General features: G+C 59.7%; 20 protein-coding genes. 13 read left to right on the top strand and 7 right to left on the bottom strand.

Annotated features, from left to right (window positions below):
• Positions 1–128 precede the first annotated feature (128 nt).
• Both MO767_RS24405 and MO767_RS24400 read right to left on the bottom strand, forming a co-directional pair.
• Entirely contained in the window at positions 129–1,358 is a 1,230-nt protein-coding gene (locus MO767_RS24405; protein WP_282482621.1) for a Xaa-Pro peptidase family protein, read from the bottom strand.
• Positions 1,359–1,490: 132 nt separating this feature from the next.
• Entirely contained in the window at positions 1,491–2,297 is an 807-nt protein-coding gene (locus tag MO767_RS24400) for a phytanoyl-CoA dioxygenase family protein (protein WP_282482620.1), read from the bottom strand.
• Positions 2,298–2,413: 116 nt separating this feature from the next.
• Here MO767_RS24400 and MO767_RS24395 point away from each other — a divergent pair, with 116 nt between their 5' ends.
• Complete coding sequence (locus MO767_RS24395; protein WP_282482619.1) at positions 2,414–3,322, top strand: LysR family transcriptional regulator; 909 nt, start codon at positions 2,414–2,416, stop codon at positions 3,320–3,322.
• Here the strand turns inward: MO767_RS24395 and MO767_RS24390 are convergent.
• Positions 3,260–4,495, bottom strand: coding sequence for an MFS transporter (locus tag MO767_RS24390; protein ID WP_282482617.1), 1,236 nt, complete (start codon positions 4,493–4,495; stop codon positions 3,260–3,262). The genes MO767_RS24395 and MO767_RS24390 overlap by 63 nt on opposite strands.
• A 483-nt stretch (positions 4,496–4,978) precedes the next feature.
• Here MO767_RS24390 and MO767_RS24385 point away from each other — a divergent pair, with 483 nt between their 5' ends.
• The 8 genes from MO767_RS24385 to MO767_RS24350 all read left to right on the top strand — a co-directional run bounded on the left by MO767_RS24385 (position 4,979) and on the right by MO767_RS24350 (position 13,629).
• Positions 4,979–5,911, top strand: a complete 933-nt coding sequence (locus MO767_RS24385) for a LysR substrate-binding domain-containing protein (protein ID WP_282482615.1) — start codon at positions 4,979–4,981, stop codon at positions 5,909–5,911.
• A gap of 230 nt (positions 5,912–6,141) precedes the next feature.
• Complete coding sequence (aldA, locus tag MO767_RS24380; protein ID WP_282482627.1) at positions 6,142–7,566, top strand: aldehyde dehydrogenase; 1,425 nt, start codon at positions 6,142–6,144, stop codon at positions 7,564–7,566.
• A gap of 84 nt (positions 7,567–7,650) precedes the next feature.
• Positions 7,651–8,970 carry an MFS transporter gene (locus tag MO767_RS24375; RefSeq protein ID WP_282482614.1) on the top strand — a complete coding sequence of 440 codons (1,320 nt, stop codon included), beginning with the start codon at positions 7,651–7,653 and terminating at the stop codon, positions 8,968–8,970.
• A 1-nt stretch (position 8,971) separates the two neighbouring features.
• On the top strand, positions 8,972–10,189 hold the full coding sequence (locus MO767_RS24370) for a mandelate racemase/muconate lactonizing enzyme family protein (RefSeq protein WP_282482612.1): 1,218 nt from the start codon (positions 8,972–8,974) through the stop codon (positions 10,187–10,189).
• 172 nt (positions 10,190–10,361) lie between these two features.
• Positions 10,362–11,969: a GMC family oxidoreductase N-terminal domain-containing protein gene (locus MO767_RS24365; protein ID WP_282482611.1), complete on the top strand. Its 1,608-nt coding sequence runs from the start codon at positions 10,362–10,364 to the stop codon at positions 11,967–11,969.
• A gap of 114 nt (positions 11,970–12,083) precedes the next feature.
• Positions 12,084–12,491 carry a response regulator gene (locus MO767_RS24360; RefSeq protein ID WP_282482610.1) on the top strand — a complete coding sequence of 136 codons (408 nt, stop codon included), beginning with the start codon at positions 12,084–12,086 and terminating at the stop codon, positions 12,489–12,491.
• Positions 12,492–12,635: 144 nt separating this feature from the next.
• Entirely contained in the window at positions 12,636–12,848 is a 213-nt protein-coding gene (locus tag MO767_RS24355; RefSeq protein WP_008156959.1) for a DUF1059 domain-containing protein, read from the top strand.
• Positions 12,849–12,960: 112 nt separating this feature from the next.
• A complete protein-coding gene (locus tag MO767_RS24350; RefSeq protein ID WP_282482607.1) occupies positions 12,961–13,629 on the top strand; it encodes an HAD-IA family hydrolase in 669 nt (222 codons plus the stop codon).
• Between the two features lie 105 nt (positions 13,630–13,734).
• On the opposite strand, the gene MO767_RS24345 is transcribed toward MO767_RS24350, so the two are convergent.
• Together MO767_RS24345 and MO767_RS24340 are read right to left on the bottom strand one after the other, a co-directional pair.
• On the bottom strand, positions 13,735–14,394 hold the full coding sequence (locus MO767_RS24345) for an isoprenylcysteine carboxylmethyltransferase family protein (protein WP_282482606.1): 660 nt from the start codon (positions 14,392–14,394) through the stop codon (positions 13,735–13,737).
• Between the two features lie 62 nt (positions 14,395–14,456).
• Positions 14,457–15,404, bottom strand: coding sequence for a GlxA family transcriptional regulator (locus MO767_RS24340; protein ID WP_282482605.1), 948 nt, complete (start codon positions 15,402–15,404; stop codon positions 14,457–14,459).
• A 123-nt stretch (positions 15,405–15,527) separates the two neighbouring features.
• On the opposite strand from MO767_RS24340, the gene MO767_RS24335 reads away from it, so the two are divergent.
• Together MO767_RS24335 and MO767_RS24330 are read left to right on the top strand one after the other, a co-directional pair.
• Complete coding sequence (locus tag MO767_RS24335; RefSeq protein ID WP_282482603.1) at positions 15,528–16,319, top strand: SDR family oxidoreductase; 792 nt, start codon at positions 15,528–15,530, stop codon at positions 16,317–16,319.
• A 68-nt stretch (positions 16,320–16,387) separates the two neighbouring features.
• Positions 16,388–17,320 carry a pyridoxal-phosphate dependent enzyme gene (locus MO767_RS24330; protein ID WP_282482602.1) on the top strand — a complete coding sequence of 311 codons (933 nt, stop codon included), beginning with the start codon at positions 16,388–16,390 and terminating at the stop codon, positions 17,318–17,320.
• A gap of 52 nt (positions 17,321–17,372) precedes the next feature.
• Here MO767_RS24330 and MO767_RS24325 read toward each other — a convergent pair whose 3' ends face one another.
• Positions 17,373–17,690 carry a DUF2388 domain-containing protein gene (locus MO767_RS24325; RefSeq protein ID WP_282482600.1) on the bottom strand — a complete coding sequence of 106 codons (318 nt, stop codon included), beginning with the start codon at positions 17,688–17,690 and terminating at the stop codon, positions 17,373–17,375.
• A 333-nt stretch (positions 17,691–18,023) separates the two neighbouring features.
• On the opposite strand from MO767_RS24325, the gene MO767_RS24320 reads away from it, so the two are divergent.
• Entirely contained in the window at positions 18,024–18,620 is a 597-nt protein-coding gene (locus MO767_RS24320; protein ID WP_282482599.1) for a DinB family protein, read from the top strand.
• Here the strand turns inward: MO767_RS24320 and MO767_RS24315 are convergent.
• On the bottom strand, positions 18,541–19,461 hold the full coding sequence (locus tag MO767_RS24315; protein ID WP_282482598.1) for a LysR substrate-binding domain-containing protein: 921 nt from the start codon (positions 19,459–19,461) through the stop codon (positions 18,541–18,543). The two genes, MO767_RS24320 and MO767_RS24315, sit on opposite strands and share 80 nt — an antisense overlap.
• A gap of 473 nt (positions 19,462–19,934) precedes the next feature.
• On the opposite strand from MO767_RS24315, the gene MO767_RS24310 reads away from it, so the two are divergent.
• Entirely contained in the window at positions 19,935–21,851 is a 1,917-nt protein-coding gene (locus MO767_RS24310; RefSeq protein ID WP_282482597.1) for a hypothetical protein, read from the top strand.
• Positions 21,852–22,024 lie beyond the last annotated feature (173 nt).

Below are 22,024 nucleotides of genomic sequence, written 5' to 3'. Positions count from 1 at the left end.
GCAAAAGGGGGCGACCGCGCTCTTTCTGCTGCACCGCATTGGCTGGATGACGACTGCTTCGCAGCCGAACGCAGCCTTCGGCAGCTGCTACAGCGGGCGCGTTTATAGGGGGGACCCGTGCGTTGGAATCAACGCGGCATCAGGCGCGGATCGAACGGGTAGTCGGAAAGCAATTCGATGCCGTTTTCGTGGATGTAGATCTGCTCTTCGAGCTTGACCCCTTCGCCGCCCTCGTCGTGGCCGATGTAGCTTTCCACGCAGATGGTCATGCCGGCTTCGAAAACGCCGTCGTAACCCAGCGCATCAATGTCTTCGCGGTGCACCACGTACGGGTATTCACCGGTCATGCCGACGCCGTGGGCCAAGGCGAAATAGCGGTTGGCCTTGTAGTTATCCGGGATCCTCCACGCCAGCTCGGCGTACTCCTTGAAGCTGCGGCCGGCCTTGAGCATTTCCATGTTGGTCTGCACTTGCTCGTAGGCCAGTTTGTACAGTTCCTGCTGCTTGGCGGTGGCGGCTTGCTCGCCGCAGAGGAAGGTCCGCGAGAAGTCGGCGTAGTAGCCAAAACGCCCGACCACGTCGGTGTCCAGCGCCACCAGGTCACCGGTCTCGATGGGCCGGGTGCTGCATTCCTGGAACCATGGATTGGTGCGCGGCCCGGAGGACAGCAGGCGGGTTTCCACGTAGTCGCCGTCGGTGGCAATCACGTGTTGGTGCAAGTGCGACCACAGTTCGTTTTCGCTGATGCCCGGCACCAGTTTGCTTTCCATCAACCGCACGCCGGCCTCGGTGGCGCGCAGGCTGGCGCGGATCATCTTCAGCTCGTTCGGCACTTTGATGCAGCGCGCCCGCTCCAGCGGTTCCTGAGCATCGAAAATCTGGTAGCCGAGCTTTTGCAGTTCGAACGCGGCAGCCGAGGTCGCGCTTTCGATGGCGACCCGCTTGTTGCCGCCACCGTGCTTGCGCACCAATTCATCGATTTCGGCGGCCCATTCGGCGGTGACGTTATTGAGGAAACTGTCGCAAAAGTAATAAGAAATGGCTTTGGCCGGGCGCACTTCATCGACGGTGTTGAGCTGTTCCGCGAGGTGCAGGCAGCCGCCAAATTCGAAGACCACCACCGGGCCTTCTGCCGGGATGAAGGCGTAACGCGCCGGGTTGCGCGCCGAGTACACCTGCATGTTGCGCGAGCCGGTGGCGTAGCGCATGTGGGTCGGGTCGAACAGCACGCAGGCGGCGTAGTTGCGTTTTTTCAGTTCGTTGCGCACCCGTTGCAAACGGTCGAGCTGGATCTGCTGGATCTCGTCGTACGTGGGTTCGCAGTCGGCGGGGTTGCGGTTAGGGCCGGACAGACTCATGGGGTGTTCCTCGCAGGGCAAATACGGTTGGTTTTTTTTCAGGAATTTTTGGGTGGATCAGTCGAGCAACTGGTCGCTGCGCACCAGGTTGCGTTCGGCTTGCAGGTGGGCCTCGGACAGGCGTCCGTAAAGCTACTTGGTGCGCTGGGCGCGGCCGATGATTCCGGGTTTTTCCGAGTAGGCGAAGATCGCCGTGTTGCGCTCGGTGGCGCCCTCGACGCGGGTCACCCGGTGCACCGAGAAACGGCCCTTGAAGATCTGCAAGTCGCCGGGGTTGAGTTCCAGTCCCTGCACGCGGCTGCGGTCGTGGCCGCGCACCACTTTGCCGACAGCACCGAGGTTTTCCTGGGTGCGGGTCCGGATCATCGGCGCGTATTCGAACAGGCCGCCGGCCTCGGGTTTCTGGGTCATCATGCTGACGATGAATTCGTTGGTGTCGAAGTGCCAGGGCTGCTCGGTGCCTTCGGGCATGACGTTGATCACCAGGCCGGCGAACGGATCGGCGTATTCGAAAATCTCCGGTTCGTTCAGGCAGGCACCGATAAAACGCTTCATCATCGGCGAGACGTACAGGCGATGAATGATTGCGTCCGGGGCGATCATGTCCCGGGTGACGAAGCCGCTGGTGCGCTCCATGAATGTGCGGCGCGGGTCATCCTGGGGCAGGGCGGGGTCGTCTTCGGTAAAGTAGGCGTTGACCTTGCGCACCGAGTAAAACGTCTTCCCCGACAGCGCCTGACCTTCGGCACGGGCCTGTTCCAGCACCTCGGGCCGCAGGAAATTCTTCAGCAGGCAGCAACCGTCCTCGGCGAGTTCGGCGCGGGCGTGTTCGATCAACGCCTGCAATTGGACATGGCCCGAATCATGTATGGGGTACAACTCGGTATTAATGATGTCGCTGATATCGCCCACTTCGGCGTCGGCAAGTTGAAGGCTCATGTAAGTCTCCTGGAACTATCAATGGTCAGTGTTTGGCGTTGAATTGATAGTTGCTGAAAGAGGTGCGAAGTGGAAATTACAAGTTGTGATCGAATCCATCGGCAGGGGCGATAGTTATGTCAGGCGAACTGGATGGGACCTTGCTTAAAGTCTTTGTCGCGATTATCGAGTGTCATGGTTTTTCCGCGGCGGCCGAGCGTCTGCATAAAACCCAATCGACGATTAGTCAGAGTTTGCAGCGACTGGAAGAGATCGTCGGCACGCCGCTGGTACAGCGCACGAGTCGCTCGATAAGCCTGACGCCCGGCGGTGAGACTTTTCTGATTTACGCCCGGCAGATCCTCAAGCTGCACGCCGATGCGATCAACGCCGTGCACCTGCCCGACGAGCAGGTGTGCATTCACATTGGCATGCCCGAGGACTATGCGCAGTTCTGCCTGGCCGGAGTGTTGCGGGACTTTCAAGCGCAGTTTCCGCACGTGCGGCCAGACATTTGTTGCGAGATGTCCACGGCGCTGGTCAGCCGTCTACAGCGCGGCGAACTGGATCTGGTGTTGGGTGTGCAGCACGCCAATCTGCAACCAGGTGAGTACCTGTGCGACGAGCCGCTGGTGTGGGTGGCAGCCGAAGGCTGGCATGCAAGGGAAGACGCATCGGTGCCATTGGCGGTGTATGCCGAGGGTTGCGCGTTTCGGGCCAACGCCGTGTGGGCGTTGGCCGAGGCCGGGCGGCCGTGGCACGTGGTTTACACCAGCCAGAGTCCGCGGGGCATCGGGATTGCCATTGAACAGGGGCAGTCGGTGGGTGTCACGGCGCAGCGCTTGGTGCCGCCGGGTTGGCAGGTACTCGATGAAGCCCAGGGCTTTCCGCCAATTGAGCCGGCGCGGTTGATGTTCTGGCGTTCGACTCAGTGTGAGGCGGTGGAGGCCTTGGTGGGCATTCTCTCGCAGCAGTTGGGCCGTTCAGAGTGGTTGGCCGAGCGCGGGCTCGCGGCGTTGACGGCGGGCCATCAGTCCCAGCAATAACAGGCTGGCCGCCACCCAGCAGGCGATCCAGCCATGCACCAGGGCAAACTGCCCGGTCGCTTGCAGCAGCCAGCCACAGAGCCAGTTGGCGGTGGCGCTGCCCAGTCCATAGCCGACCATGCTCAGGCTCACCACTTGCAGGCTTTGCACCGGGCTCAACCGGGCGCTGAGGTAGGCGGCCATCAATCCCCAGGCCGGGAAATAGAACAGCGCAAACAGCCCGGCCGCCAGCCAGGTCAGGCTCAGGCTCGGTTGCCAGAGCAGGGCCAGCATCGCCACGCCGAACGCGCTGATGCTCAACGCCATGACCCGCAGCGCGCCCCAGCGATCCGCCAATGAACCCAGCAGCAAACCGCCGACAACCCCGCCGATACCGATCAGCGTCCACAACGACCCGGTGATCTGCGCATTGGCGCCCAGGCGGTCGCTGGCAAACGCCGAGAGGAAGTTCAGGAAGGGTCCGCTGATCGCGCCGATAAACGCGCTGAGCAGCAATATATGCAGCGCCACCGGATACTCCAGGCATAGGTGCAGCCATTGCCGGAGCACCCGGCGTAGCGACGGCGCAGGAGAGGGTTTGAGGCTTTGCTCTTTAGCGAGCGGTGCCAGGGCCCAGAACGTCAGCAGGGTGACGATCAGCGTCAGGGCCGCACAGATCAGCCAAAACTGCATCAGGGAGATCCCTTGCAACAAGGCGATCAGCAAACCATTCAGGCAAATCGCAAACGCCGCCCCGGAAGACGCCAACCCCAGCACCCGGCTGCGGTGGGAGGCGGGGATTACTTCGCTGGCCAGTGCGGCGATGGCATTCCAGTTCGACACCGCACACGCCGAAACCAGCGCCAGGCACAGCGCAAACGGCAGCACCCACGGCGTGGTGACCGCCAGCGACAACAGCATCGGGCTCAAGGCCATCGTCAGGCGCACCATGTTGCGCGGGCTGATCCACGCCGCGGCGATGCCACTGACAATCGACGCGCCCATGTAAAACAGTTGCAGCAGCGCCGCAATAAACGCGGCTTGGCTGTAACTCAATTCGAACTCTTGGCGGATCTCGGGTAATAACGCCGAATACAGGAAAATACTGAAGCCGTGGGTGGTGGCGTTACAGGCGGTGAAGATCAAAGCCAATATGCCAATACTTCTTGCAGATGAACTTATAGGGGGTGGCATATGTTCGGCTCGATCAGATTAATTGCAACAGTATGGGGCGAAGCTGCAGGGTTTGCCCTATGTAAGTGCATTGGCGTATTAGGGGTATTTAATTAAAATCAGACTAGCGTTTATATGAAGAAAACAGCCAGTGCTTAATAGTCATGAGTGTGCTGCGAAATACTCATGCTATTTATACGTCTGCGACAGTTATCGGGCTGAAACCGACGCAATCTGAATATTGCCGATTACTTGTGGCGGGGGGGGCTTGCCCCCGTTCGGTTTCTAAGCAGCCGCCATCCAGTCGATGGCGGTGTGTCTGATTCACTGAGGTTGCAGGTTTTAGGTCGGCTTCGCTGTCCAACGGGGGCAAGCCCCTCGCCACAGGTTGGAGTTGAAGCCGCAGAAATCGTCCTGCACAACACAAAAATGCATGTTACTCAGGAAATTTCCCGAAAGCCGTGGGATGCTTGGCACTCGTCAGCCCTTGCCCGAGTACTCTTCATGAAACGCAAAATGCCCGCGCTCAATGCGCTCAAAGCCTTCGAAGTGGCCGGCAGTACAGGCAGCTTTACCCGGGCGGCGGAGTTGCTGAATGTTACCCAGAGCGCGGTCAGCCGCCAGGTGCGTCAGCTCGAAGAGCAGCTTGGTGAAAACCTGCTGGAGCGCCGTCACCACCACCTCGAATTGACCAGCGCCGGTCGGATTCTGCTGCGGGCATTGCATCAGTCCTTCGACAAAATCGAACTGACGGTGCGCAGTATTCAGCAGAAAACCCATTCCAATCGCCTGCACATCAACGCGCCGCCAACCTTCACCAACCGCTGGTTGATGCCGCGTCTGGGGCGGCTGCGCGAGAAGCATCCGGAACTGGAACTGAGCATCACCACGCGCTTGCAGGACAGCCTGGCGGAAACCAGTACGCTGGATTGCGCGATCCGTTTTGGCGACGGTGAATGGGACGGCCTGGACAGCTCGTTGCTGATCCAGGAACGGCACATCGCCGTTTGCGCACCATCCTTGTACGCACGGGAGTGGAGCGAGCGGGGCATTGACCTCAATCGCCTGACGTTGCTGCATGTGCTGGCCCGGGAAGACCAGCGTTACCTGACCTGGAAACACTGGCTGGACGCCGCGCGGATCACCGGCGTCGACACCCAGGGCGGTTATGAATTCGACCTGCTGGACCTGGCAATCCGCGCGGCCATCGACGGCCTGGGCATTACCATTGCCGACTGGCACATGGTCGCTTCGGAACTGGCGAGCGGGCAACTGACCCAGGTGCTGAACGTGCATGTGGAAGGGCATCAATCCTATTGGCTGGTGACCCGGCCCGAGCAGACGCTGATGCCGCAATTGCAGGTGTTTAGTCAGTGGTTGCAGGAGGAAATCTGGTTGGCGCAGCGGCAGCTGGAGCCCTCGACCGCCGCTAACTGACCGATGCAGAACCCGGTGGGAGCGAGCTTGCTCGCGATAGCGGTGTTTCAGTCGACATCAATGTTGACTGGCCTGCCCCTCATCGCGGGCAAGCTCCCACAAGGTATCTCATCGCTCTCAGGGTTAACCTGCATTTTTCGAATGTTACATCGCTCAATAAATCGTTTGTTCAACACCAGCCCAATGACAAGACTGCATTCACTGGATAAAAACAACGATGGGCGATGCACATGCGAACCGAGCGAAATTTTGTTAACGGTCACTTCATTGAACCTGCCAGCGAAGCGCTGATCGCAGTCTACAACCCGGCGACCGAAGCGCTGGTGGGCCATGTTTCAGCGGCGACCGCCGATGAAGCCACTGCAGCCGTCGAAGCCGCCGCAGGCGCCCAGAAAGTCTGGGGCAAACTCACCAGCATCGAACGCGCCGAACACCTGCGTTCCTTCGCCGACGCCCTCGATGCCTGCGCTGAAAACATCGGCGCAGCCCTGGCTGCCGAGTCCGGCAAGAGCGTTGCCGACGCCAGCAACGAGGCCCGTTACGCCGCGCAGATCACCCGTTACCACGCCGAGTGGGCACGCCGGATCGAAGGCGAGATCATTCCCAGCGATTCCCCAAACGAAAACCTGTTCTTGCACCGCGAGCCGATCGGCGTGGTCGCCTGCCTGATTCCGTTCAACTACCCGGTCTATACGTTGCTGCGCAAAATCGCCCCGGCGTTGATTGCCGGCAACACGGTGGTTGTGCGCCCAAGCAACAACACCCCGACCTCGGCGTTCGAGATAGCCAAGGCTGTGCAGCAATCCGGTTTGCCCGCCGGCGTGGTGAACATCCTGACCATGGATCACGCCACCGCCGCAGCGGTTTGCACCCACAAGGCTGTCGGTTTGATCACCCTGACCGGCAGCGTCAACGCCGGGCGCATCGTGCTCGATTACTGCAAGGCCAACATCGCCAAGCCATCCCTGGAACTGGGTGGCAAGACCCCGGCGATCATCGAGGCCGACGCCGATCTTGAAGCCGCCGCGACCGCGATCATCGCCTCCAAGACCACCCACTGCGGCCAGTTGTGTACGGCGGTCGAACGGGTCTACGTCCAGGAAAGTGTCTACGAACAATTCCTCGCACTGCTTAAAACCAAAATCAGCGCGGTGAAGTTCGGCGACCGCGCCAACGACGAAAGCCTGATGGGCCCACTGGTTAACGCCAGTTCGCAGCAGAACATCCACGCCATGGTCGAGCGCGCCATCGCCGACGGTGCTGTACTGGAAACAGGTGGTTTTATCCCCCAAGGCAAGGGTCATTTCTACCCGCCGACGCTGCTCAGCAACTGCCGTCAGGACATGGAAATCATCCAGGAAGAAATCTTCGGCCCGGTGCTGCCGGTGCTCAAGTACCGCGACATCGACGAAGCGCTGGCCATGGCCAACGACCATCAGTTCGGTCTGTCCTCGGTGCTGTACACCGAGGACTACCGCACCACCATGAAAGTCGCCAACGCCATCGAGGCCGGCGAGTTGTATGTCAATCGCACGCCGGCAGACCCGTACCAGGGCTTCCACGCCGGCTGGAAACGTTCCGGTCTGGGCGGTGATGACGGCAAGCACGGCATGCTTGAATTCACTCAGACCCGTCTGGTGGTGATGAAGTACTGATCCACCCGCAACACGCCTCACGCCACACCTATAAAAACAATTATTTGGGGCGCCCGGACCACCGGGCTGCCCGAGGTCACACAGATGTCCAAGCCTGCAACCACTGTTGCCGCTGTTCAGGGTTCGAACGCGGGTTCAAAAAGCCACAGTGACAAGGGAAGTCGCTATTTCCAGTTGATGCTATTGGTGCTGGCGGCCGGGGCGATCTACCCGATCCTGTACCTGCGCCAGGTCTACCAGACCACTATGCTCGAAGTGTTCCAGATCAACCACAGCGAGCTGGGTTATCTGTACTCGATGCTGGGGACGATTTTCCTCCTCAGTTACTTGCCGAGCGGCTGGCTGGCGGACCGGATTGCGCCACGGTTCCTGATTTTCTTTTCGCTGGTGGCCACCGGAGCCCTGGGGCTTTGGTACTCCACGGCACCGTCGATGACTGGGTTGATGATCATCTTCGGTTGCTGGGGCCTGACCACTGGCCTGACGTTCTGGGCGTCGGTGCTCAAACGCGTGAAGATGATTGCCCATCACACTGAACAGGGCCGGTTCTTCGGCATCCTCGACGGCGGTCGTGGTCTGGTCGAAGCCTTGCTGGCAACCGTTGCCTTGGGTCTGTTCGCGTTCGCCACTGAAACCCGTGGTGAGTCCGCCGCTGAAGGCTTCAAGCATGTGGTCTACCTCTACGCCTTCACCTGTATCGCCATCGGCTGTGTGCTGGTGTTGATCAAGGACCCGAAGTCGATGGAAGACACGGCAGCGGTAGAGAAGGGCAAGTACAACCTGCTCAGCGACCTGACGACCTTGGTGAAAATCCCTGAACTGTGGCTGGTCACCGCCATCGTTTTCTGCGGCTATCACATCTTCTGGGCCACCTATAGCTTCTCCGATTACTTGCAGGGCGGCGGCATGACCGCGGTCATGGCCGGCACCATCACCACCATCAAATTGTGGATGCGCCCGATTGGCGGCATCGGCGGTGGCTGGCTCGGTGACAAGTTCTCGAACATCTCGGTGCTGATCGTGGCGCTGTTCCTAGCGACCCTGGCGATGGTCGGCCTGATCGTGTTCCCGGCGCTCAACAGCATGGGCCTGCTGGTCGGCACGGTGATCTTCATCGGCTTGATGACCTACGCCATTCGCGGGCTGTACTGGGCGATCCTCGACACCTGCAACATTCCATTGCGCATCACCGGCCTGGCCATCGGCATCGTCTCGGTGGTCGGTTACCTGCCGGACGCCTTTATTCCGTTGATCAACGGCTACCTCACTGAACATTTCCCCGGTGCTGTTGGTTACAAGCTGTATTTCGGCTACATCGCTTCCGTCGGCCTGCTCGGGACCTTCGCGGCCCTGACCTTGCGCGCTCGAATCAACCGTAAATCTTTGATCAAGGCAGGTGCATGAGATGAAAATCGTCGCCCTTGAAACTCATATTGTTGCCGTTCCGCCACCGCACATCGGCGGCATGTACTGGCTGTTCGTCAAGCTCAAGACCGATTGCGGTATTGAAGGCGTGGGCGAAATCTACGCCGCGACCTTCGGCCCGAAAGCCATGCTGCCGATCATCGAAGACGTGTTCGAACGCTACCTGCTCAACCACGACCCGCACCACATCGAACGCTTCTTCCGTCAGGCCTATTCGAGCGGTTTCACCCAGCGGCCGGACCTGACCATGATGGGCGTGGTCAGCGGCCTGGAGATGGCCTGCTGGGACATCATCGGTAAGGCGGCGAACAAACCGGTGTATGAACTGTTGGGCGGAAAAGTCAACGAGCGCCTGCGTTCCTACACCTACCTGTACCCGGTCAACAGCAAGGGCGAGTACGACTACGACGACCCGGACCTGGCCGCCGAATGCGCCATCGAGAACATGAACAAAGGCTTCACCGCCGTGAAGTTCGACCCGGCCGGGCCGTACACCGCCTACTCCGGGCACCAGATCTCGCTGGAAGTGCTGGAGCGCTGCGAAACCTTCTGCCGCAAGATCCGCGAAGCGGTGGGCGACAAGTGCGATTTGCTGTTTGGCACCCACGGGCAAATGGTGCCGTCCTCGGCGATTCGCCTGGCCAAGCGCCTGGAGAAATATGATCCGCTGTGGTTCGAAGAACCGGTGCCGCCGGGTCAGGAAGAGGCCATGGCGCAAGTCGCGGCCAAAACCAGCATCCCGATTGCTACCGGCGAACGACTGACCACCAAGTACGAATTCTTCAAACTGCTGCAGGCCGGCGGGGCGTCGATTCTGCAGATGAACGTCGCCCGCTGCGGCGGGCTGCTGGAAGCCAAGAAGATCGCGAGCATGGCCGAGGCCTATTACGCGCAGATCGCGCCGCACCTCTATAACGGGCCGATTGGCGCGGCGGCGAGTTTCCAGTTGGCGACGTGCACGCCGAACTTCCTGATCCAGGAAAGCATCATGACCTGGGGCGGGTTCCATGCCGAAGTCCTGACCAAACCGCTGCAATGGGAGGACGGTTACATCATCCCGTCCACCGAGCCGGGCCTTGGGGTGGAACTGAACATGGACGTGGTGCGCAGGCATTCGCCGTACACCGGCGAACGTTTGCACCTGCAAATGGCGCCGACCCCGGTTGACGTCAAAGACACATCGCCGGCCAGAGGCTGACGGGATTTGCCGCAGCCCCCTTGTGGGAGCGGGCTTGCTCGCGAAAGCGGCAGAACATTCAGCATCAATGTTGACTGACCCGCCCCCCCCCCCCCCCCCCCCGCTCCCACAGGTTTTGTGCTGTACCTGACTGGGCTTTTTTTTTGGATAACGACTTACGCGGTAACCGTGCATGACATACGACTACATCATCGCTGGCGCAGGCGCCGCTGGCTGCATCCTCGCCAATCGGCTCTCGGCCTCGGGCAAACACACGGTGCTGCTGCTGGAAGCGGGCGGCAAGGACAGTTCCCTGTGGTTCAAGATCCCGGTCGGCTTCGCCAAAATGTATTACAACCCGACCTTCAACTGGATGTACTACAGCCAGCCACAAAAGCAGCTGAACAACCGCGAAATCTATGCCCCGCGCGGTAAAGTCCAGGGCGGTTCGGGTTCGATCAACGCGATGGTCTACGTCCGTGGCCAGGCCCATGACTTCGACGACTGGGCCGCCAACGGCAACGATGGCTGGGGGTTCAAGGACGTGCTGCCGTACTTCCGAAAACTGGAAAACCATCCGCTGGGTGACAGCGAATACCACGGCGGCAGCGGCCCGATCAGCATCACCCCGATGAAGGGTCATACCCACCCGATCTGTGATGTGTTCCTCAAGGGCTGCGACGAACTCGGCTATCCGCACAGCGACGACTTCAACGGCCCGAAATTTGAAGGTTCGGGAATCTACGACGTCAACACCCGCAACGGTCAGCGCTGCTCCAGCAGCTTCGCGCATTTGCACCCGGCCCTGAGCCGGCCGAACCTGACGGTCGAGCATTACGCACTGGTGGATCGGGTGTTGTTTGATAACTGCCGGGCGACGGGGATTTCCATCACCCAGCACGGCGTGGTGCGGACATTTACCGCCAACAAGGAAGTCATTCTTTGCGCCGGTGCCGTAGACACGCCGAAGATCCTGCAATTGTCCGGTGTCGCGGATCAGGCGCTGCTGGCCAAACACAACATCCCGTTGGTCAAACACCTGCCGGCGGTGGGGCAGAACCTGCAAGACCACCTGTGCGCCAGTTACTACTACAAGGCCAACATTCCGACGCTCAACGATCAACTGAGCTCGCTGTTCGGTCAGTTCAAACTGGGTTTGAAGTACCTGTTCACCCGCAAGGGCGCACTGGCGATGAGTGTCAATCAGGCCGGTGGTTTTTTCCGTGGCAACGAGCTGCAAGCCAATCCTAACCTGCAGTTGTACTTCAATCCGCTGTCGTACCAGATCCCGAAAAACAACAAGGCCAGCCTCAAGCCCGAACCGTATTCAGGCTTCCTGTTGTGCTTCAACCCGTGCCGGCCGACCAGTCGCGGGCACATCGAGATCGCCTCGAAAAATCCGCGGGACGCGGCGCTGATCGACCCGAATTACCTGAGCACGCAAAAGGACATCGACGAGGTGATCCAGGGCAGCCGCTTGATGCGCAGAATCATGCAGGCGCCGGCACTCAAAGGCATTACCGTCGAAGAAGTGCTGCCGGGGCCGGCCATCGAAAGTGACGAACAGATGCTGCAGTACTTTCGCGAAAACAGCGGTTCGATTTATCACCTGTGCGGTTCCTGCGCGATGGGCGCGGACGAACGGAAGTCGGTGGTCGACAAGCGCCTTAAAGTCCATGGTTTAGACGGTTTGCGCATTGTCGATGCATCGATTTTCCCTAACGTGACCTCTGGCAATACTCACGCAGCCGTGCTGATGGTGGCGGAGAAGGGCGCGGATCTGATTTTGCAGGACGCCTGATTTAATCGCCCGGTTGTATCAAAAATGAATTTCCGTGAAGTCCGCTGCTCATACCTGATAGGCAGCGGATTTAAGCGCGCGAAATCATTCAGGCAATCAGGGAGTGTCACGGTCATGAGTCCAGTATCGACGGCGGGTGAGCACCTTCCTGACGGGTTGATTCTTGTGGTTGAGGACGACCCGCTGATCCTGGAGTTTCTCTGTGAAATTCTTCAGGAAGAAGGCTTTGTGGTTGAACCGCATGTCAGCGCAGACGCCGCATCAGCGTATCTGGAACAACACTCCGAAGGCGTCCGTCTATTGCTCACGGACATCACCATGCCAGGCAAACTCAATGGTGCAGACCTGGCAAACCTGTTTGGCGACCGCTGGCCGGACAAACCGATCATGATCATGTCCGGTTTCGAAACGCCCGAAAGCGCCGGGGTCAGGCATTCGGTTTCATTCATCAAGAAACCGTGGGCACTTGGGCAGTTGCTGGACTGTGTGGAAGGCGCCTTGAAGTCGAAAACTACCCTGTAGTCACGATTCGCCTTGTGGCGGGCCTATACTTCAAGAGTCGGCACACTCGGTGCGACATGTAATCGCGTTTGATGTATGGGGTGGCGCGTCGAGTGATCGTTCACGCAGGCCACGGCCTGCCTTCGTCGTAGGGAGAAGAAGATCATGGCGCGTAAATACATCGACTGCCGCGAGTTTCCAAGCGATGCCAAATGCTCGGTCGCACTGTCCGCAGACTCTGAAAACGAACTGCTAGAAGCCGCTGCACAGCATGCGGTCAGTGTTCACAAGCACACTGACTCACCGGAACTGCGTGCTCAACTGAAAACGATGTTTCACGACGGCACCCCGCCTGTTGAAGCACCGCGTCCCGCTTAGTGAAGAAATCCTCTGCAGGAGTTGCCGAAGGCTCGGGCCGCGTTCGGCAGCTCCTCGCAAATGCTACATTGTTCGGCGAACCCGCCTGGCACTTGCGAGAGGAAGCTCCCCTTTGTCTGCTCAAGAATCTGTCTTCAATACCCCGTACCGCGCTTTTCTGTTTGATATGGACGGCACCGTCCTCAACTCTATCGCCGCTGCCGAGCGGATCTGGGCGGCCTGGGCCTTGCGCCACGGCGTCGATGTCGACTCATTCCTGCCCACCATCCATGGCGTTCGCGCCATCGACACCATCAATCGTCTGGCGTTGCCCGGGGTGGATGCCGAGGCTGAAGCGGCGTTCATCACCGAGGCGGAAATCGAGGATGTCGAGGGGATCATCGAGGTGCCAGGCGCGGCGAATTTCCTGAAGTCGCTGCCCGCCAACCAGTGGGCGATCGTCACCTCGGCGCCGAAGGCATTGGCGTTGCGGCGGATGGCCGCGGCGGGCATTCCAGAGCCTTTGGTGATGGTCACTGCCGAAGACGTCAGTGCCGGTAAACCCGATCCTGCGGGTTATCGACTGGCGGCCAAGCGCTTGGGCGTTGAACCTGCCGATTGCCTGATTTTTGAAGACGCCAGCGTGGGCATTCTTGCCGCCGAGGCAGCGGGCGCGGGCCTTATCGTGGTGACCGCGACCCACGACCATCCGCTCCAGACCCCGCATGCCACGCTCGTCAGCTATGTGTCGGTCGTCGCCCATGTGGATCACGACGATCATATCCGCCTTCACACTATCTAATGTGGGAGCGAGCTTGCTCGCGATGGCATCAGCACATTCAGCATTGATGTGACTAAAAGATCGCCATCGCGAGCAAGCTCGCTCCCATATTGGTCCTGTGGATGGCTAATAAACCCCGGGAAGCAACCGCCAACTGCGGGTGCAATAAGCCTCGTATTCGTTGCCGAACTGCGCCCTTAACAGCCCTTCTTCGGCGTGAATGCGGGCGATCAGCGGGATCAGCGTCACTGCGGCCAGCAACAAGCCAACGCCGGAGCGAAAGGCCAGGGCCCAACCTACCGCAGTGATCATCAGCCCGAGATAACTGGGGTTGCGCAAGGTGCGATAAATTCCGTCGGTGACCAGCGTGTGCCCCGGCTGAATCGCCACCAGCCCACTGAAACGCTTGCCCAGCACAAATACCGGCCACAACCGCAGAGCGCCGCCGATGATGAACAGCAACGCCCCGAGCCAGCGCACACCTTCGCCACCAAAGGTCCAGAAGTCGATCCGGTCGTTGTAGGCCGGCAGGTACCCGCTCAATAGACCGATCACCCCGAACGCCGGCAGCACCCAACGATTGGCCCGGTCTTCACGTTCGCCGGAACTCAGGTTGACCTCGGTGAACAAGGACGCGATGGCCATCACCAAAGTGGCAAGCGCAATGACCACCAGCGGTGCATGAGAGAAAAACGCCGATAATCCGCCAAGCCCCCACACCGCGAGCCCAAGGTAGGCGAGGGTGGAAACAACGGCGAAAAACGCCAGTTTGGCCGAGATTTTCATCTGCACCTCCAAATGGACCTGACACCGTTCAGTGTAGGAGCTGCCGCAGGCTCGGGCCGCTCCTACATGGCGGTGTCGGCCCTGGCATTACGCCGAATCACCTGCGGCGGCTGCCCGAACGCCCGAAGGAAGGCTTCGCGCATGCGGCGGCAGTCGCTGAAGCCGGACTCTTCGGCGATCTGATCGAGGGTCAGGCGCCCGCGTTCCAGCATCTGTCGCGCCGTTTCCAGGCGCAGGTTTTCGATGGCCTTGGCCGGAGATTGACCGGTTTCCGCCCGGAAGGCCCGGCTGAACTGCCGAGGGCTGAGGCGCGCGACGTCTGCCAGTTGCTCCACCGACAACGTCTCGGTGAGGTGTTCTCGCGCATAGCCGAGGACGGTTTGAATGCGGTCGGATTTCGCTTCCAGTTCCAGCAGCGCCGAGTGCTGCGACTGGCCGCCCGCGCGGCGGTGGTACATCACCAGTTTCTGCGCCACGGAACGGGCCAGTGCGGCGCCGTGATCCTTTTCCACCATGGCCAGCGCCAGGTCGATGCCGGCAGTCATTCCGGCGGAGGTCCAGATCGAACCGTCGACGACGTAGATGCGGTCTTCTTCGACCTTGATCGATGGAAACCGCGCTTGCAGCTCCCGGGCATAAGCCCAGTGGGTGGTGGCGCGCCGTCCGTCGAGCAAACCGGCCTGGGCCAGGACGAACGCCCCGGAGCAGATCGACGCCGTGCGCCGCGCGGTTTTAACGCTGTCTCGCAGGTAAGTCAGTACGCCCTCGGGCGCCTGCTCGAGGATGGCATCGCCGCCCACCACAATCACCGTGTCGAACACTCGCTCATCAAAAGCCTGGGTGCCGACACTCAAACCACAGGAAGCACGCAACGTGCGGCCATCTTCGGAGATCACGCTCACTTCATAGAGCGCTTCGCCAGCGCTGGAATTGGCGTACTCGAACACCGGCATGGCCGCCAGCGCCATGGACTGGAACCCTTCAAACACTACAAATGCCACGGAAGTCATCGAGATGTCCTCAAAAGGTCGTGTCCGAAAAACGTACTTTAAACGTCATTTGAGACGGGCGTTAGACCCTTTATAACGGTTCACACCCGGCGACGTTATCGCCTCACTGTGAAGGAAATCGACATGGCCCTCTCATCCAAAGGTACCGCGCTGATCACTGGCGCCTCTTCAGGCATCGGCGCGGTGTATGCCGACCGTCTCGCCCGGCAAGGTTACGACCTGATTCTGGTCGCCCGCAGCCAGGCAAAACTGAACGCCCTGGCCAACCACCTGAGTAACGAAACCGGTCGTGCCGTCGAAGTGGTTGCCGCTGATCTGAAAGACAAGGCCGACGTGCGGCGGGTCGAAGAAATTCTACGCTCCGACGCCAGTATCACCCTGTTGGTCAACAACGCCGGGGTCGGCGCTGTCATGCCGCTGCTCGGCAGCCCCGTGGATGACATGGAAGACATGATCACCCTCAACGTGACCGCGTTGATGCGCCTGGCTTACGCGGTGGTGCCAGGCTTCGTCGCTCGCGGCACCGGGACGGTGATCAATATCTCCTCGATCGTTGCCATCGCCCCGGAAATTCTCAACGGCGTGTATGGCGGGACCAAGGCATTTGTCCTCGGCCTGAGCCAATCGATGCACCGCGAGCTGGCCGACAAAGGCATTCGTATCCAGGCCGTATTGCCCGGTGCCACCGCCACCGACTTCTGGAGCGAGGCCGGCAACCCGGTGGAAAACCTGCCGCAAGAGATCGTGATGTCTGCTCAGGACATGGTCGACGCCGCGCTGACGGGCCTGGCGCAAGGCGAAGTGGTGACCATTCCGGGCCTGCACCAAGGCGACCAGTGGGACGCCTATGAAGCCCAGCGCCAGACGCTTTCAGGTTTGTTCGGCAACTCCACGGCAGCACCGCGTTATCGCTGAAGCGGTAACCGTGGGAGCGGGGTGAACTAAGCTTGGATTAGGACCGTTCGCCCTAAAGGAGCGCCGCCATGCTTCACATCAGAACGCCGTTGATTCTGCATCCAGACCTGTCGACCCCATCTCGACGAATATGGCTCAAGCTGGAAAACCTGCAACCGAGCGGCTCATTCAAACTTCGCGGCATAGGGCTCTTGTGCAGCCAGGCAGCGGCGCAAGGGAAACGCAAAGTGATCTGTCCTTCCGGCGGCAACGCCGGGTTCGCCACCGCCGTGGCTGCCGCCAGCCTGGAGTTGAAAGCCTGCATTGTGGTGCCGCACACCACGCCGGAAACCACCCGCGCACGGATCAGGAAAACCGGCGCCGAGGTGATCGTCCATGGCAAGGTCTGGGACGAAGCCAATCTACGGGCCAAAGAACTGGCGCAGGGCGCGGACACCGAGTACGTGCCAGCCTTCGATCACCCGGTGTTGTGGGAAGGGCACAGCACGATGGTCGATGAAATCCTCGAGGATTGCCCTCAGATCGATGCGCTCGTGATGTCGGTAGGGGGCGGAGGTTTGCTGGCGGGGATTCTCACTGGATTGATGCGCCACAAGCGCATGGACTGCCGGATCATCGCGTGTGAAACCCAGGGTTCTGCGTCTTTTGCCGCCGCTGTCAGTGCCGGACATACAGTCAAATTCCACAAGATCGATACGGTCGCCAAGTCGCTCGGCGCGACTCAAGTGGCCGCCTGGCCGGTGCAGCACATCCTCGATTTCCCGCACGAATGCGTGGTGCTCAGCGATGATGAGGCGATCATGGGCGTGGTTCGTTACGCCAACGACTTGCGTCAGTTGGTCGAGCCGGCGTGTGGGGTTTCGTTGGCTATTGGATACCTGGACCATCCGGCGATTGCCGAGGCCCATGATGTGGTGATTGTGGTGTGCGGCGGCGTGAGCATCAGCGCGCAATTGGTTGCGGGTTGGGCGCGATTATCCACCGGTGTTGAAGCAAGGTAGGGCTGCAAACGCTATCCGAGTGCTGCGAGCCCCACCACTAATTTTTCAGCCATCATTGACCCGCAGCAGCACCATCCTGGACGAGGATCGCTCTGGCCAGGTCTTCGTCGCTGGCGTTGAGGCCGGGATGTTCCTGACGAATCTGCTTTAAGTATGACTCCAGATAAACACCACGAATCGCGCCGCCACTGGCAACGAAGCTGGAGGCGTCATCCCGGGCAGGAATCATGAGTTTGTGGTCCTTGAACGTCGAGTACAACGATGCGGAAACCCCGGCTGACGTGGCGACATCGCCCGCATCCACTTTGGCCATAGCGGAGCCGAAGGGTAAACACAGCAAAAGGGAAGAGATGATGATCAGACGGCGCATGACGGTGTCCTCTGAAAGCGTGAAGCAAAAAAGGAAGTACCTCATTATTTAGGATGCGTGGCGGTCGTCAGGAGTTCCCTGTCGAAGCGTGATCAGTCCAACGCCTGCGTTCGGTTCGGGCCGCGTTCGGACGAAGCAATCGTGAATTCAGGCACTGCGGTCTATCAGGTAATCCGTGTGCGCAGGTTTTACGACTGCTTCGCAGCCGAACGCAGCCTCGCAGGCTCGGCAGCTGCTACACAGGTTGCGAAGTGACCGGTAATCAGCGTTTGCAATGCCGCTCGCCCTACGGGCTATGCTTGGCAGTGCGCCCATCACAATGGGAGACCTGCGATGATTAACGTACGCACTGCCCGCATGCTTGCCGATTACAAACGCTGGGCCAATCAACGCCTCTTTGACAGCCTGGCCGCCTTGCCACCGGGAGAGGTCAATAAAGAGCGCGTGTCGGTGTTCAAAAACATGATCGGCACCCTGAACCATCTCTACGTGGTGGACTGCATCTGGCGGGCCCACCTCGAAGGCCGAGGGCACGGCTTCAAGACGTCACACGATCTGCTGCACCCCGAACTCGCTGAGCTGCGCCAGGCGCAAAAGGACATCGATCGCTGGTACTGCGACTGGAGTGAACGGCAGACTGATGCCTCGCTGGATAAACCCGTCGAGTTCAGCTTTGTCTCGGGGGAAAGCGGCATCATGAGCGCCGGCGCGATACTGATGCATGTGGTCAACCACGCCAGTTATCACCGCGGCTGGGTGATCCAAATGTATTTCGAGATTCCGGTGATGCCACCGGTCACCGACTTGCCGGTCTACCTGCGCGAAACCAAACCCGAGCCTTTCAAATCGATTAATGCCCCGGCAGTGGAGCGGCCATGTGTTGGGCAATTCGCGAGCGCAACCAACGTTCTGCCGGATCGTTATCGTTGACCCCGTTCCAGACCATGGACAGTTCGGACAGCACGATGTCAAACGGCGGGTCGTCGGCCCGCAACTGGTTGCTGCCTTCGATCAGCGCGCACGCCGCATAGTCCGGCACCGTGGCGAGCATATCGGTGCCGGCCAGCAAGGCGCGCAGGCCGGCGAATTGCGGCACCGCCAGCACCACCCGGCGTGAGCGGCCGATACGGGCCAGGTCGCTATCGATGGCACCGGTCAAATCCCCGGAAAATGACACCAGCGCGTGAGGGCGTTCGCAGTATTCATCCAGGGTCAGGGGGCCGGGACGGTCATCGCCGCGCAGGATCTTGACACTCAGGTCACGCAACTTTTTGCGCTTGGCGTTGGCCGGCAGTTCCGTGGTGTAGCTGATCCCGACGGAAATCTCCCCGGAGGCGAGCATCGACGACATCAGCAAGTAATTCACCCGGCGCACCACCACCACAACGTTCTGCGCCTCTTCGCGGATTTGCTTGAGCAGCGGCGGAAACAGGCCGAACTCGGCGTCGTCGGACAGACCGATGCGAAACACATCGCGGCTGGTGGATGGGTCGAAATCCTTGGCTCGGCTGACCGCGCCGGAAATGGTGTCCATCGCCGGTTGCAACTCCTTGAGGATCGCCAGGGCCCGCTGGGTCGGCTCCAGCACCCGACCGTTACGCACCAGCAGCGGGTCGTCGAACAGCTCGCGCAACTTGGCCAGTGAGGCACTGACGGCGGGCTGACCGAGAAACAGCTTCTCCCCGGCCCGGGTCAGGTTCTTTTCGAACATCAGGGTTTCGAAAATCACCAGCAGGTTCATGTCGACGCGACGCAGGTCGTTGCGGTTCATGCGGGGCTACTCGCAGGATTTTGGGGTCTTTTCAGTAAAGCACCAAACCCTGTGGCGAGCAGGCATGCTCCTTCGCCGTAGTAACCGATCGTTGCCACGCTCTGGACTGACCCCAAAAAGTTGGACGATTGTAGATCTATGCCTGAACGGACGCGCTGCGTTCGGCTGTTGAAGGGCCGCAGGGCGTCCCCGGCTGCATTTCCACGCAGAGCGTGTGGGAATGATCAGTGTCAGGCAGTTTTCCAGGTGATCTCTTCTTCACCATCCGCGCTGATATGCATCCAGCGATTCGCCGACTCTTCACCTTCTTCCTCGACCTGCGTAGCGTAATTTGCTCATCCTTACATTGATGCTGGATGTTCAGCCACCTGTCATATCTGACAGTAGACAGTTTTTTTTCACACTCCTAATCTCCGCGAGCGTTATCCCTGAGCCCGTATCGGTGGACTCGGAAACTGTCGGGAGTGAGCGATATGTGGAGAGTCAGTGGCTGTTTGCTGGTGCTAACGGTGGTCGGGTGCACGACGCAAGGCATCCCAACCGACCCTGAGCCGCCGACTGGTGGCCAGACGATCTCATCGGTCCTGACCTCGCCAGGGCAGGACGGCAGTGAAGTGCTCACTGCTCAGCAAGCCGCGGTGTTCAAAGTGGTCGAAGCGCCAGCCGGTGAGTTGAATGTCGACACCCTGGGCGCCAATGCCACTGTGCAGGTGAATTATCCGACACTGGCGCCCCGCGATACCGTCGGTGTGCGACTGACAGGCGTGGCGTTGCGTGATGCACCGATTCAGACCGTATCTACGGTCGGCGTACTTACGTTCAGCTTGCCCAAGTCGTGGATTACCGAGAACCTCAATCGTACGGTGTCCTTGACTTACACCTATAAGGTGGGCGGCGCCGGCAATCTGATCACCTCGTCACCCTTGAGCATCCGTGTGATAGGCGCTCAGGGCCAAGCGGTGTTCAAGGTCGTGGAAGCGCCGGCCGGTGAGTTGAACGTCAGCACCTTGGGCGCTAACGCAACGGTGCAGGTGCGTTACCCGACGCTGGCGGCCCGCGATACCGTTGGCGTGCGCCTGACTGGTGTGGCGTTGCGTGATGCACCGATTCAGACCGTATCTACGGTCGGCGTACTTACGTTCAGCTTGCCCAAGGCGTGGATTGCCGAGAACCTCAATCGCACGGTGACCTTGACCTATACCTACAAGGTAGGTGGTGCCGGTAGCTTAATTACCTCCCCACCCTTAAGCATCCGTGTAGTGGGTACTGCCCAGGGCCCAGCGGTGTTCAAGGTCGTGGAAGCGCCGGCCGGTCAGTTGAATGCCGACACCTTGGGCGCTAATGCCACCGTGCAGGTGAGTTACCCGACACTGGCGGCCCGCGATACCGTCGGTGTACGCCTGGCCGGCGTGACACTGCGGGATGCACCAATCCAGACGGTATCCACGGTCGGAGTCTTGAGCTTCAGCCTGCCTAAAGTGTGGATCACCGAAAACATCAACCGCAGTGTCAACCTCACCTTCACCTACAAGGTCGGTGGCGCAGGCAGTCTGATTACGTCTTCTCCGTTGGAAATCAGGATCGTTGGTTCAACAGCCCCGACCGATGGACAGCGTGTGGCGAATGAGCTCAATGCGCAGTATTCCAACACGAGCAATACCTGTCCGGGTAATAAAGCTGCATATGAATGCAGCGGCGTGCTGATTCGCACAGTGGATGATTCGACGGCGTTTCGTGCCTGGAATCCAAGCCCTGGGGCAGTCACGTTGGGCGGGGTCTCGTTCAGCTATATGAAGATCGGCATTGGTATGAATCAGCTGCAGGGGAGTCGTACCCAAGGCTTTGTGCTCGAACCGGGTCAATACTTTACGGCCAACGGGGGCTATCCCCTTCAGGTGTTGTGTTCATATCCTTATGATGGCGGCACTTTGATTCGCGGGGCTGCCGGCTGCGGTGCGGCGTCCAATTTTCCAAGCAACAGTGGACCGTGTGCTGCGCAGGGTATCAATACACTGGCGACCTGGCGTGCACACTTTCAGCAGTATCCGGCAAACAGCACAAACCGTTATCACCATCAATGCAGTTTCGGTCCGGATCAGGCGTCATTCGCACTCAGCCTGACCTCGCGAGAAAATCCTGCGGCAGAACTTGCCGCTTGGCGACAGAACGAGGTGATGATCAAAACCTGGCCCCAGAACACTTCGAACCTGCCGATCAAGGCTTTTATCTACTTCAATACCGCGAGCCGAGCGGTGGGTGTCGAAGGGGCGAAAAACATTCAGAGGGACTTCCTCAAAATGACAGGCAGGCGAATTCCTGTGATTCGGGTCACGCCGAATGTCACGACGGGCAATATCTTCAGCTACTTTGGCGCAGACCAAGGAATTTAAAAGGGATTGGTACCAGATGCCATGTTCGTTCATCAACGAGCATGGCGTTTGAGGTGTCGGCAGTTTTCCAGGTGATCTCTTCTTCACCATCCGCTCTGATGGAGATTAGGGGACGGATCTATTTATCCTGAGTGTTCTGTCCTGAATAAGGTTTACACCTTCTGATCCGTTTT

It is taken from the genome of Pseudomonas sp. UYIF39 (assembly GCF_029963765.1).
In the GTDB taxonomy this organism is placed as follows: Bacteria; Pseudomonadota; Gammaproteobacteria; order Pseudomonadales; family Pseudomonadaceae; genus Aquipseudomonas.
The sequence above is the reverse complement of the archived record's forward strand: the minus strand, read 5'-3'. Positions and strand labels throughout refer to the sequence as shown.

Bases quoted from the DNA above. Each gene is read 5' to 3' on its own strand.
- MO767_RS24405 (WP_282482621.1), bottom strand. From the start codon at position 1,358: ATGAGTCTGTCCGGCCCTAACCGCAACCCCGCCGACTGCGAACCCACG.
- MO767_RS24400 (WP_282482620.1), bottom strand. From the start codon at position 2,297: ATGAGCCTTCAACTTGCCGACGCCGAAGTGGGCGATATCAGCGACATC.
- MO767_RS24395 (WP_282482619.1), top strand. From the start codon at position 2,414: ATGTCAGGCGAACTGGATGGGACCTTGCTTAAAGTCTTTGTCGCGATT.
- MO767_RS24390 (WP_282482617.1), bottom strand. From the start codon at position 4,495: ATGCCACCCCCTATAAGTTCATCTGCAAGAAGTATTGGCATATTGGCT.
- MO767_RS24385 (WP_282482615.1), top strand. From the start codon at position 4,979: ATGAAACGCAAAATGCCCGCGCTCAATGCGCTCAAAGCCTTCGAAGTG.
- aldA (WP_282482627.1), top strand. From the start codon at position 6,142: ATGCGAACCGAGCGAAATTTTGTTAACGGTCACTTCATTGAACCTGCC.
- MO767_RS24375 (WP_282482614.1), top strand. From the start codon at position 7,651: ATGTCCAAGCCTGCAACCACTGTTGCCGCTGTTCAGGGTTCGAACGCG.
- MO767_RS24370 (WP_282482612.1), top strand. From the start codon at position 8,972: ATGAAAATCGTCGCCCTTGAAACTCATATTGTTGCCGTTCCGCCACCG.
- MO767_RS24365 (WP_282482611.1), top strand. From the start codon at position 10,362: ATGACATACGACTACATCATCGCTGGCGCAGGCGCCGCTGGCTGCATC.
- MO767_RS24360 (WP_282482610.1), top strand. From the start codon at position 12,084: ATGAGTCCAGTATCGACGGCGGGTGAGCACCTTCCTGACGGGTTGATT.
- MO767_RS24355 (WP_008156959.1), top strand. From the start codon at position 12,636: ATGGCGCGTAAATACATCGACTGCCGCGAGTTTCCAAGCGATGCCAAA.
- MO767_RS24345 (WP_282482606.1), bottom strand. From the start codon at position 14,394: ATGAAAATCTCGGCCAAACTGGCGTTTTTCGCCGTTGTTTCCACCCTC.
- MO767_RS24340 (WP_282482605.1), bottom strand. From the start codon at position 15,404: ATGACTTCCGTGGCATTTGTAGTGTTTGAAGGGTTCCAGTCCATGGCG.
- MO767_RS24335 (WP_282482603.1), top strand. From the start codon at position 15,528: ATGGCCCTCTCATCCAAAGGTACCGCGCTGATCACTGGCGCCTCTTCA.
- MO767_RS24330 (WP_282482602.1), top strand. From the start codon at position 16,388: ATGCTTCACATCAGAACGCCGTTGATTCTGCATCCAGACCTGTCGACC.
- MO767_RS24325 (WP_282482600.1), bottom strand. From the start codon at position 17,690: ATGCGCCGTCTGATCATCATCTCTTCCCTTTTGCTGTGTTTACCCTTC.
- MO767_RS24320 (WP_282482599.1), top strand. From the start codon at position 18,024: ATGATTAACGTACGCACTGCCCGCATGCTTGCCGATTACAAACGCTGG.
- MO767_RS24315 (WP_282482598.1), bottom strand. From the start codon at position 19,461: ATGAACCGCAACGACCTGCGTCGCGTCGACATGAACCTGCTGGTGATT.
- MO767_RS24310 (WP_282482597.1), top strand. From the start codon at position 19,935: ATGTGGAGAGTCAGTGGCTGTTTGCTGGTGCTAACGGTGGTCGGGTGC.